This is a genomic window from Campylobacter lari, assembly GCF_004357905.1.
GTDB classification, from domain to species: Bacteria; Campylobacterota; Campylobacteria; order Campylobacterales; family Campylobacteraceae; genus Campylobacter_D; species Campylobacter_D lari_D.
On record NZ_SMTT01000006.1, the window covers coordinates 107896 to 119628 of the forward strand.

General features: G+C 27.7%; 14 protein-coding genes. 8 read left to right on the forward strand and 6 right to left on the reverse strand.

Features of this window, described 5'->3' with window-relative positions; genetic code table 11:
* Positions 1–4: 4 nt before the first annotated feature.
* Both rplU and E2O22_RS05975 read right to left on the reverse strand, forming a co-directional pair.
* The gene (rplU, locus tag E2O22_RS05970) at positions 5–313 is read right to left on the reverse strand and encodes a 50S ribosomal protein L21 (RefSeq protein WP_133319677.1); all 309 of its coding nucleotides are present in this window, start codon (positions 311–313) and stop codon (positions 5–7) included.
* 151 nt (positions 314–464) lie between these two features.
* Entirely contained in the window at positions 465–1499 is a 1035-nt protein-coding gene (locus E2O22_RS05975; protein ID WP_133319678.1) for a cytochrome-c peroxidase, read from the reverse strand.
* A 198-nt stretch (positions 1500–1697) separates the two neighbouring features.
* On the opposite strand from E2O22_RS05975, the gene plsY reads away from it, so the two are divergent.
* From plsY to E2O22_RS06000, 5 genes are all read left to right on the forward strand, one after another.
* A complete protein-coding gene (gene plsY, locus E2O22_RS05980; protein ID WP_133319679.1) occupies positions 1698–2309 on the forward strand; it encodes a glycerol-3-phosphate 1-O-acyltransferase PlsY in 612 nt (203 codons plus the stop codon).
* Entirely contained in the window at positions 2294–2611 is a 318-nt protein-coding gene (locus E2O22_RS05985; protein WP_133319680.1) for a dihydroneopterin aldolase, read from the forward strand. Before plsY ends, E2O22_RS05985 begins: the two co-directional genes overlap by 16 nt.
* 77 nt (positions 2612–2688) lie before the next feature.
* Positions 2689–3363 carry a homeostatic response regulator transcription factor HsrA gene (gene hsrA / locus E2O22_RS05990; RefSeq protein WP_133319681.1) on the forward strand — a complete coding sequence of 225 codons (675 nt, stop codon included), beginning with the start codon at positions 2689–2691 and terminating at the stop codon, positions 3361–3363.
* A gap of 119 nt (positions 3364–3482) precedes the next feature.
* A complete protein-coding gene (locus tag E2O22_RS05995; protein WP_012660922.1) occupies positions 3483–3728 on the forward strand; it encodes a YfhL family 4Fe-4S dicluster ferredoxin in 246 nt (81 codons plus the stop codon).
* Positions 3728–5224 carry a Ppx/GppA phosphatase family protein gene (locus E2O22_RS06000; protein WP_133319682.1) on the forward strand — a complete coding sequence of 499 codons (1497 nt, stop codon included), beginning with the start codon at positions 3728–3730 and terminating at the stop codon, positions 5222–5224. Before E2O22_RS05995 ends, E2O22_RS06000 begins: the two co-directional genes overlap by 1 nt.
* On the opposite strand, the gene E2O22_RS06005 is transcribed toward E2O22_RS06000, so the two are convergent.
* From E2O22_RS06005 to E2O22_RS06015, 3 genes are read right to left on the reverse strand one after another with little or no spacing between them, the layout of a single operon-like run.
* Positions 5221–5979, reverse strand: a complete 759-nt coding sequence (locus tag E2O22_RS06005) for a hypothetical protein (protein ID WP_133319683.1) — start codon at positions 5977–5979, stop codon at positions 5221–5223. The genes E2O22_RS06000 and E2O22_RS06005 overlap by 4 nt on opposite strands.
* Positions 5976–6272 (reverse strand): flagellar motor switch protein FliN, encoded by a 297-nt coding sequence (gene fliN / locus E2O22_RS06010; RefSeq protein ID WP_133319684.1) that lies wholly within the window; start codon positions 6270–6272, stop codon positions 5976–5978. The genes E2O22_RS06005 and fliN overlap by 4 nt, the downstream gene beginning before the upstream one ends.
* The gene (locus tag E2O22_RS06015) at positions 6269–6691 is read right to left on the reverse strand and encodes a chemotaxis protein CheX (RefSeq protein WP_133319685.1); all 423 of its coding nucleotides are present in this window, start codon (positions 6689–6691) and stop codon (positions 6269–6271) included. The genes fliN and E2O22_RS06015 overlap by 4 nt, the downstream gene beginning before the upstream one ends.
* A gap of 119 nt (positions 6692–6810) precedes the next feature.
* On the opposite strand from E2O22_RS06015, the gene pseI reads away from it, so the two are divergent.
* The 3 genes from pseI (at position 6811) to E2O22_RS06030 (ending at position 11612) form a co-directional block, all read left to right on the forward strand.
* Positions 6811–7845, forward strand: a complete 1035-nt coding sequence (gene pseI / locus E2O22_RS06020; RefSeq protein ID WP_133319686.1) for a pseudaminic acid synthase — start codon at positions 6811–6813, stop codon at positions 7843–7845.
* Between the two features lie 82 nt (positions 7846–7927).
* On the forward strand, positions 7928–9664 hold the full coding sequence (locus E2O22_RS06025) for a motility associated factor glycosyltransferase family protein (RefSeq protein WP_133319687.1): 1737 nt from the start codon (positions 7928–7930) through the stop codon (positions 9662–9664).
* Positions 9665–9731: 67 nt separating this feature from the next.
* Positions 9732–11612, forward strand: coding sequence for a motility associated factor glycosyltransferase family protein (locus E2O22_RS06030; protein ID WP_133319688.1), 1881 nt, complete (start codon positions 9732–9734; stop codon positions 11610–11612).
* Positions 11613–11639: 27 nt separating this feature from the next.
* On the opposite strand, the gene E2O22_RS06035 is transcribed toward E2O22_RS06030, so the two are convergent.
* Positions 11640–11733, reverse strand: a 94-nt coding sequence (locus E2O22_RS06035; RefSeq protein ID WP_201737629.1) for a flagellin, incomplete at its 5' end; no start/stop codon positions are given.

The following is an 11733-nucleotide window of genomic DNA, read 5'->3' on the forward strand; positions in this document are numbered from 1 at the left end:
CTCCTTAAGCTTTAATATCTACTACTCTAACGCGAGTAAATTGTCTTCTAAAACCGCGTTTTAATTTTGAGTCTTTTCTACGTCTTTTTTTATAAATCACAACTTTTTTGTCTTTTCCATGAGCAATCACTTCTAAAACAACTTTTGCACCCGCAATAAACGGCGCACCTACCTTTAATTCTTTATCGCATATAGCAAGAACTTCACTTACTTCTATGCTTGATTTTGCTTCAGCTTCAAAACGATCTAGTTTAAGCTCATCACCTTGGCTTACTCTGTATTGTTTTCCACTGTGTTTTATAATAGCATACATACAGCTATCCTTTCTTAAAATATTTTGGTAGCACCATAAAGCATTATGCATAAACATAAATTTAGAAAGCTTTAATGGCTAAAAGCAGTAATTATATCTTGATTTTATATAAAGTAAGCTTAAGACGCAAAAAAGCGTCTTAAGATTTAAATTAAAGCTCTGGTTTTGGAGTTTTTTCAGTTGCTTTTGGAAGTTGAGGGTAAGTAATGCTTGGTTTTTTACCTGTTAAGGCATGTAAGAAAGTTTCTATAGAAGCTGCTTCTTTATCAGAAATTTCTATGCCAAGTTGCACACTGCCCATTTCTTTAATTGCTTCTTGTAAAGACCAAATAGCACCATTGTGAAAATACGGAGCAGTTTCAGCAATATTTCTTAAGGTTGGAGTTTTAACTAAGCCATTTGCATCACCTTTAAAATCTCCTACATTTGCAAATTTATATTTAGCTGCTACTTGGAAAGCCTGCATACTACCACCTAAATTTACTCCTGTATGACAAGCTGTACAGCCTTTATCGATGAAAGTTTTCAAACCTTCTTTTTCTTTTTTATTTAATGCTTTTGTATCACCTTCTAAGAATTTATCAAATTTAGATGGAGTTAAAAGTGTTCTTTCAAATGTAGCAATAGCATCTGCAATATTATCAAAAGTTACTCCACTGCTACCATAAACTTTTTTAAATTCTTTTACATATTCTGGCATAGAAGCTATTTTTTCTACTGCTAATTTAGCAGGAGTTGCCATTTCAGGTTCTGCTTCAATTGGTCCTTTTGCTTGATCTGCTAAAGTTCCTGCTCTACCATCCCAAAATTGAGTTGAATTTAAAACTGAGTTATAAACTGTTGGTGAATTTAAATGATGAGGATTAGCTGTCCATTTATGTCCTACAGCAGCCGCTATACCATCAGTACCACCCATACCTAAATTATGACAGGTATTACAAGAAATCAAACCACTTTTAGAAAGTCTTGGCTCAAAATACAGCTTTTTACCAAGGTTAGCTTTCTCTTTAGAGAATTTACTAGCTTTAATACCCATTTCTTTTAATAGTTTTTCAACACCTGTCTGATCTTTTGGTAAAGGCGCCAAACCTGCAGCTTTTGCTTCATCAAGCAAAGCTTTATCGTTAGCAAAAGCAGTTGATGCAACTAATAATGATGATGCAACTAATAATGAAATTTTTTTCATTATCTACTCCTAAATAAGATAAAATAAAGCCTATTTAAAATAAACTTATTGAAAATATATCTATAATTTTCTTTAAATAATATAAAAAATTTATATTTAACAATAAAAATTATTATAGGATAAAATATCTCTTAAATATTTATTTCAGGGTTTTTTGCTATTATTACAGAGTTTTACAAAAATCTTAGGGAAAAGTAAATGGAAAATTTAATAATCTATCTTTTAGCTTATCTCATAGGCGCTATACCATTTGGGCTTTTGCTAGCTCAAATTTTTGCTAAAACAAACATTAAAAATATGGGTAGTAAAAGTATAGGCGCTACAAATGTTTTAAGGGTAGTAAAAGAAAGCGATCCTAAACTAGCTAAAATACTTGCTATTGCAACCGCTATTTTAGACGCATTAAAAGGAATCATACCTATATTAGTGGCAAAATTTATGGGCTATGATGAAAATATCTTATGGACTATGGCTGTTTTAGCAGTATTTGGGCACTGCTTTTCTCCTTATTTAAAATTTGAAGGTGGCAAAGGAGTGGCTACAGGGGCTGGGGTCTTAACAGTATTTTTACCTTTTGAAATAATATCTGCGGTTTTAGCTTGGTTTATCATAGGAAAGGTATTTAAAATTTCAAGCTTAGCTTCATTAGGAGCTTTAATTGTTTTAATAGCCACTTCATTTATTTTTCATTATAACATGCCTGTGATCAACACCCATGCACCAATTTTTGTTATTGCATTTATAGTAATTTATAAACATATACCAAATATTTTAAGGCTTATTGGAAAACAAGAATGCAAAGTCATATAAAAGTCAGTTTAGAATTTAAATGTATTATAGGGCTTTTGGATTTTGAAAGAATTCAAGAACAAAAAGTTATTATAGAACTAGAAGCTAAAAGTAAAAAATTTTTAGATTATGCAAAACTTTGTATTAGAATAGAAAAAATTTATAAAAAGAAAAAATTTAAAACTATAGAAAAATCTTTAAAATACATATGCAAGGATATTAAAAAACATAATAAAAAGCTTAAATTTATAAATATCACTTGTTACAAACCTGATATTATCAAAAATGCATGCGTTGGAGCTAGTCTGAGTAAAAAATATTAAAATTTTTTTAAAGAATTTTGAACATTTGCTTAATTTGTGTTATACTTTTGGACTAAAACTATCTTCAAAGGAATAAAATGCGTATTTTAGTTGTAGAAGATGAAGCATCACTTAATAAAACTCTATCAAATACCTTAAATGAGTTTGGCTACCAAAGTGATACTTCAGAAAATTTTAAAGACGCTGAGTATTTTATAGGTATTAGACACTATGATTTAGTATTATCAAATTGGACTATTGGCAATAATGACGCAAGTGATTTAATTAATGCCATTAAGCAAAAATCTCCAAGAACCGCTATAGTTACAATATGCGCAAAAGCAGATAAAGAAAATGAAATCAAAGCTTTGAAAGCTGGAGCAGATGATTATATAAAAAAACCTTTAGATTTTGAAATTTTAATGGCGAGAATTGAAGCTAGACTTAGATTTGGCGGAACAAATGTGATCAAAATCGATGATTTAGTGATTGATCCTGATGAAGAAAAAATCACTTATCAAGGAAAAGATATAGAATTAAAAGGAAAACCTTTTGAAGTTTTAACTCATTTAGCTAGACATTCAGATCAGATTGTGTCAAAAGAACAACTTTTAGATGCTATTTGGGAAGAACCTGAACTTGTAACTCCAAATGTTATAGAGGTTGCAATCAATCAAATAAGACAAAAAATGGATAAACCGCTTAACATCTCTACCATAGAAACCGTGCGTCGTAGAGGGTATCGTTTTTGTTTTCCTAAAAAAACTAACTAAAATTTTAGAATGATTTAATCATTCTAAAAAGTAGATTTTGTTTTTTCTTTCATTTTAAATTACCTATAAGTTTTTATATAGTATAAGTTTGCTTTATTACTTATAAAAAGGAAAAAAATATGTCACTTTTAATCACTAGAGAATGCATATCCTGTGATGCATGTAGGGAAGAATGTCCCGATGAAGCAATCTATGATAATGATCCAATTTATGTCATAGATCCTGATCTTTGTACTGAATGTGTGAATGAATTTTCAGAACCAGCTTGTATAGTAGCTTGTCCAGTAGATTGTATCATACCTGATCCTGATAATGTAGAAAGCATTGATGAGCTTCGTTTAAAACATAAAAATAAAGATATTTAATGGCTAAAAAAACAGCAGTAATTGACCTTGGCTCTAATTCCGTTCGTATGGTAGTTTTTGAAAAAACCTCAAGATATGGTTTTTTCATTTGCAGTGAGCACAAAAAGAAAGTAAGACTTGGAGAAAATGCTTACAATAATAATAAAATTCTTCAAGAAGAAGCCATGCTTAAAGCCGAAAAAGCTTTAACTTATTTTAAGGAAAAAGCTTTAAAAGAAAAATGTAGAAAAATTATTGCTGTTGGAACTTCCGCATTAAGAGATGCACCCAATGCTAAAGATTTCATAGCTAGAATAGCAAAAAATGTAGGTTTAAATATAAAATGTATTAATGGAAAAACAGAGTCATTTTTAGGTGGGCTTGCTGCGCTAAATTTACTATCAGATATTCAAAATGCCACCACTATAGATATAGGTGGAGGATCGACTGAGCTTTGTTTAATCAAAGAAGGTAAGATTGTAGATTGTATTTCACTTGATCTTGGCACAGTAAGATTAAAAGAAATTTTTTACGATACAAAAAAATTTAATGCACTAGACCAATTTATACAAGAAGCACTAAAACAAGTTCCAAAGCATTTTCAAAATGAAAATATCATTGCCATAGGTGGAAGTTTAAGGGCATTGTCAAATTCTATAATGAAAAAAAACTCTTACCCGTTAAAAATGATTCATAATTTTAGTTATAGTTTTGAAAAAGAAAAAAATCACATAGAAAAAATTCAAAATGCTAAAAATTTAAATGATTTTAACATAAAAAAAGATCGTTTTGATACTATAAAAGAAGGATGTGTGATATTTTTAGCACTAGCAAAAAATTTAAAAGCTAAAAATATCATCACCTCTGCAGTGGGTGTTAGAGAAGGTGTATTTTTATCTAATCTTTTTCAAAAATATACTAAAATAAAAAACGAAACAACGGATTTTTCAAAATTTAATGCCAAATTTCCTCCGAATTTCAATCCAAGCTTAAAATCTATACAAGATCGTTTTAGTATAGATTATAATGATAAAAGTGCTTATTTTGCAAATAAATTATTTGATGCCCTTTTACCTATCCATAAAATTAATCTTGCTTTTAAAAAAGATCTTATAAATGCTGCAAAATTATCGCATATAGGTGAGAGAATTAATTTTTATTTTGCCAATGAACATAGTGCTTATATAGCTCTAAATAGCCTGCATTTTGGTTTTTCACATAAAGAAATTTTATTAATTTCTACTATTTTAAAAGCTAATGGAAAAAAAATCAATCCATTTGCAATAGAAAATATAAAAGATTTATTACCAAATAATCACATATTAGCTTGGCTTAATTTTATTTTAGCTTTATCAAAAAAACTTGCAAAAGACACTGATGAGAATCTTGATTTCACGCTAAAAAATCATACTTTGTATATATACTCGACTAAAAAACAAATTTATTTTTCGAAAGAAGAAATCAAAAAAATTTCAAAGCCAAAACTTATCATTTTGGCTTTTAATCAGCAAAATTAATTATTTTGTTTTAAAAGTAAATTTTGCAATCTTTGTTTATTTTCTTCAAAATAAGAGTCAAAATCTTTTTCTTTTGGCTTTTGAGGTGCTTTGTTTTGTTCTTCATTTTTTATCAAAGCTTCATTTGTTTCTAATACTACATTAGAATTTCCTATAATCATAGTATAACGCTTTAAACCATATTCAAAAACTACAAGTTGATTGTGTCTATCAAGTGGTCTTTGAAAGATTAAATTAAAATTCCTATCTAAAGGGTGTTTTTGTCTTAGATATATTTTTAAAAACCAAAGTCCAACAAGCAAAAGTATCAAAACGCTTACAACTAAAATATAATTTGTAAAATCATATTCTTGCATTTTTATTTCCTCGTTTTTTTCCTCTAAGCTTTTTTTAGTACTTAAATTTACACCTTCTTTTCGAGCACGCAATCTTAAACCATATTCACCAATCGCATCAGCGGTAATTTGTATTTTATTACCTACACTTAAAGCTATAAAAGTTTTTTTATCTTCTGAAAAAATTTTAATTTTTTTTATAATATCAGAATTTAACGCTCTATCTTCCTCTTTTGCACTTTTAGCATTTAAAGTAAAAATAATAATACCATCTTTTTTCTTTTGACTAATACCTTCTTTATAAGGAACATCAAATGAAAAAGTAATATCCACCCTATCTTCTCTTGGATAAATATTGTAATCAAGAATTTTTGCCCCAAAAAGAGGTAAAGCGAGTAATAAAATCCAAATAAATTTCATTGCAATTCTTTTTTGAAATACTGCAATACTGATTTAGAATCTAAAATTTCATTAATCCTTATAGCAAGGTTTTTCTCATACACCATTACCTCACCTTTTCCAAAAATTCTTCTATTTAAATAAAGTTCCACGCTTTCACCCGCTGGCTTTTCAAGGTCTATCACAGAACCAACTTCTAGCTTTAAAAGTTCTCTTACACTCATATTAGTAGTACCAAGCTCACTAACAAAATCAACGCTAATATCTAAAATATCTTCATAAGATTGCAACAATCCTAAATGATCTTCTATCATAATTTTTTATAGCCTATTCTAAAACGAGCATTTTTCATTTCATAAGTAAATTTTTCTTTGAGTTTGATTTTTGAAAATCCATCAATACGTCCTAAATATTCAGGAACACCCAAGCGATATTCATCTTTGCCATTAGTGTCATTAAGTAATTTTTTGGCATAACCTATAATTTGATTAGCTACTTCTTTTACTAAATCTGCTAGATCATCTTCTTTTAACTCTTCATGCAATAAAAATTGCGCAATCTCATTAAGAGCCTTTTTTTGAAAAAACAGATAAAAACTATATTCTTCATCTTTAAAATACAAAGGTATAGAAGCCCCATAAAGCTCGCCTCTAATCACGCTTGTTGGTGTAATTTTAAGTTTTAAAATGTGTTCACAAAAGTGATAAATCGAATATTCTAGTGTTTTAGTCATAGTTTTTTCCTTAGATAACTTTATAATAAATTTATTTTACTAAATAAACCTTTAATCACAATTAATAATTAAAATATAAAATATAGTAAATTTTTATTTAAATTAAAAAAGGTTTTTTGATGTTTATAGAAAATTTTAACATAAATGAAAAAGTTTTCATCATCGCTGAACTTTCAGCCAATCATGCAAATAGTCTTGAAATAGCTTTAAAAACTATACAAGCAGCCAAACAAGCAGGAGCTAATGCTATAAAAATTCAAACCTATACCCCAGATAGCTTAACACTAAATTCTGACAAAAAAGATTTTATTATTGAAGGTGGTTTATGGCATGGACGCAAACTATATGAGCTCTACGAAGAAGCTAAAACTCCTTATGAGTGGCATGAAAAACTTTTTGAATGTGCTAAAAATGAAGGTTTAATTTGCTTTTCTAGTCCTTTTTCTAAGGAAGATGTAAATTTTTTAAGGCGATTTAATCCCCCAGCTTATAAAATCGCTTCCTTTGAAGCAAATGATTATGATTTTGTGCGTTGTGTGGCAAAAGAAAACAAACCTACTTTAGTTTCTACAGGCATAGCCTATGAAGAAGAACTTGAAATGATTGTTAAAATTTTTAAAGAAGAAAACAATCCGAATTTGATTTTGCTTAAATGCACCTCGGCTTATCCTTCACAAATTTATGATTTAAATTTAAATGTCATAAAAACTTTACAAGAAAAATTTAACACTATTGTTGGTTTAAGTGATCATAGCGAGGGATTTTTAGCACCAACTTTAGCCGTAGCTCTTGGCGCAAGAGTCATAGAAAAACATTTTATATTAGACAAAACTTTAAATAGTGCTGATGCTAAATTTAGTCTTGATTTTGAGGAGTTTAAGCAAATGTGTTCTATGGTGCGTTTAAGCGAGCAAGCTTTAGGAAACAAAGAATTTAACATGGATGAAAAAACTTTAAAAAACCGCCATTTTGCAAGAAGTTTATATACAAGCAAAGACATCAAAAAAGGTGATATTTTCACACGAGAAAATATAAAAAGCGTAAGACCAAGCCTAGGTTTGCATCCTAAATTTTTACCTATCATGCTTGGTAAAAAAGCAAGTTGTGATATAGAATTTGCTAAAGCTTTAGAAGAAAAACATTTCAAGGAATAATCATGAAAAAATATATTTTGTTTAAAAATCATGATAGTAAAAAATATGTTTTGATATAATAAAATAAAAATTTGGACTTTAAATGAATAAAGAATTATTTTTAAAAAACACCCAAGCTCTTTTTGAAGTAGATCAAATACTAGCTTATGAGTTGAGAAAAATCACTCAAAATCATAAATTTAAAATCATAGAAGATAAAATTTTTGATTTGCAAAATCAAGTTTTTTTAGATGAAAATCATTCTTTTGATTATGATAAATTTCAATTATATCCAGTATTATTTTTTTATGGTTTTGGCGATGGAAAATTTTTTATAGAACTTTTAAAAAATCAGAATTTAAAACATATTGTTATTTTTGAAGAAGAATTAGAAATTTTATATCTAGCTTTTCATATGATTGATTTTACCACACTTCTTAGAAAAGAAAAACTTATTTTGTTTTTTACACCAAATATCAACACCGCTCAACTTAAAGTTTTATTTAATTATCCGCAAATCAAACATACGCTGAAAATTTTCAATTTTCATTTTTATAATGATTTTTATATTAATTTTTATACACCCAATGCTCAAAATGTGATGCAAATTTTATTAAATCTCATAAAAACACTAATGCTTGCTCGTGGAAATGACCCAAAAGATGCTTTGCTAGGAATAAAACATAATATTATAAATTTAGAAAAAATCATCACTCATACACCTTTTAAAAATCTAATAAAAGATAGAAAAGCAAGAGCAAAAAATGCCATTATAGTTTCAACAGGTCCTTCTTTGATGAAACAACTTCCGCTTTTAAAAAAATACCAAGAAAATGTTGTGATTTTTAGTGCTGATAGCTCTTATATTATCTTAGCTAAAGAAGGAATTAAGCCTGATTATGTCTTTTCACTAGAAAGAGAAGATATGACTAGCGAATTTTTTAATAATGATTTTGGAGAATTTGATAAAAATATTTTATTTATCATAGCCTCTTTAACTCATCCTAAAACTATAGAATATTTAGAAAAAAACAATAGAAATTATATGCTCGTTTTAAGACCTTTGTTTTTTGAAAGCAAACTTGGCTTAAATGAATATGGTTTTTTGGGAAATGGCATGAGTGTTGCTAATATGGCTTATGAGTTAGCTGGAGCTTTAAGATTTGAAAATATTATTTTAATAGGGCAAGATCTAGCTTATAGTGATGATGGAAAGTCTCACCCAAAAGAACATTTATATGGTGATCAAGGAGATGAAGAAGTTGTTTATAAAACAATCTGTGCATATGGAGGCAATAAAGAAGTAAAGACACAACTCACATGGTATTTGTTTTTAAAAAGTTTTGAAAAAGATATAGCTCTAGCTAGAGATATATTAAAAATCAAAACTTATAATGCCACAGAAGGTGGGGCAAGGATAGAAGGGACTATAGAAAAACCTTTTAAAGAAATTTGTGAAGAGTTTTTAAAAGAAAAAATTGAAAAAAATATTATTTTAACAAAAGCAAAAAATCCACAAAAAAAACTAAAACAATGCAAAGAAAAACTCAACAAACAAATAAAACAAAGTGAAATTTTTATCAATGAATGTAAAAAAGCTATTAAGGATAAAAACTTAGAAAGATTAGAAAAACTAAGACTTAAGCTCCCAAAAAGTGATTTTTTTTCAGATATTTTACAAGCTAGATGCTTTCAAAATGAATGTGAGGTTTTAAAATACAAAGTTGAAAAAGAAAAAAATACAAAATCTTTCTTAGAACAACAAATCGATTTTTTTGATGAGATTATTTTATATCTTGAAAATTATAATAAAACTATAAAAGAAAATTTAAAACAATAACACATCAAATTTTTGATAAAAAACATAAAAAATGACGATATTATTTTTTTAATCAAAAAGGATAAAAATGAAAACAGAGATTTTTAAAAAAAATTTAAAAGCCTTAAAAGGAAGTGAATATCAAACACTAAAAAGAAAATTAGGTAGAATAAAAGAAGCTAAAGATTATATTTATGTTTTTGATAAAGATCCTTTAAATTGTAATATATGCTATAAAAATATAAAAAATTTATATATAAATCCTTTAAAAGAACTACAAGAAAAAATTGAGCTATTTAATAAAGAATACTTAAGATACCCTATACTTTTTTTCTATGGATTAGGCAATGGTATATTTTACAAAAGTTTGCTTGCAAATAAAGAACATAAAAGAGTTATTGTATATGAAAAAGACATTGAGTTAATATTTTTAGTTTTTAATATGATAGATTTTTCCAAAGAACTTTTAGAAGGTAGATTTATTTTAATCCATACAAAGGAATTTAACTATACAAAAGCTGATACTTTATGCTCTTTTTTAAATTTATTTTTAAAAACTTACACTCTACATATTCATTGTGAATTTTATGAAGAAAGACAAAAAGAAGAAATTAAAAACATAAATGATTTAAATTCCAAAATTATTAAAAATATTGCCTTAAGAAGAGGAAATGATCCAATTGATGCCATGCAAGGCATAGAACAATTTGTTCTAAATTTACCTAAAATGCTTACACATCCAAGTTTTAACGAATTTAAGAAAAAAAGATCAAATAAAAGCAAAAATGCTATATTGGTAGCTACTGGACCTTCTTTAAAAAAACAACTTCCTTTACTTAAAAAATATGCTAATAAGGCTACTATATTTTGTGCTGATAGCGCTTATCCTATCTTAGCAAAGGCAGGTATAAAACCTGATTATGTTTGTATGCTAGAAAGAGATGATGTGGTATCAAAATGCTTTGATAATGATTTTAAAGAATTTGATAAAGACATTACTTTTATTTTAGCTTCATTAGTATATAAAGATAGTATAAAATTTTTAGAAAAAAATAAAAGAAAATATATTTTAGTTTCAAGATCAATGCCTTTTGCTTATTCTTTAGGATTGCATGATTTTGGCTATGTAAGCGGTGGAATGAGCGTAGCACATTTAAACTATGAACTAGCACTTTTACTAGGACATGAAAATATCATCTTAATAGGACAAGATTTAGCTTATAGTGATGATGGACAAACTCATAGTGAAGGATTTTTACATGAAAGTTATCACGAAGGAGATTTTGAACGCGATCATGGAAAATTTGAAACCTTAGCTTATGGCGGAAAAACTTATGTGCAAAGTTCAGAGGTTTGGATATTATTTAAACAAATTTTTGAAAGTTTATTTCACAAACAAACAAAAGCAAAAATTTACAATGCCACAGAAGGCGGAGCAAGGATAGAAGGAACCATAGAAAAACCTTTTAAAGAAATTTGTAAAGAGTTTTTAAAAGATGAGGTAAAAAAACCTTTTCCAAAGCTAAATCCACCAAAACGCAAAGATAGCCAAGAGCTTATGCTAAAAGCTTACAAACAAATCAAACAAAACATAAAAGCTAATGAAAAATTCTTAAAAATTTGTAAAAAATTACATAAAGAATTAAACTATCAAAGCAAAACACACTATACTTTACATGAGTTAAATACAAAAATAGATCAACTAAAAGAGACTATAGAAAGTAATAAATACATTTTCTTAAGAGAAGTTTTAAGTCCTTCTTTATTTCATCTTGAAAGTAATTTCTCAAAAATCTATGTTAATCCTATGCACAATGATAGCGATAAACAAAATAAACTTGTTGCTTGGATTACAGCACATAAATCTTGGCTAGAAGAAATTAGCGAGTTAGCTTTAGTCCAAGAAAAAGCTTTAAAAATAGCCATCATACCTTTACAAGATATTTTAGAAAAAAGAAATTTAATATAAGGCGAAACTGCCTTATATTATTTGGATTTATTGTAAGAGTTTTAAAACATTTTGTTGCACAGCATTAGCCTGACTCATAGCATAAGATCCACTTTGAGCTAGGATGTTGTATTTAGAGAAA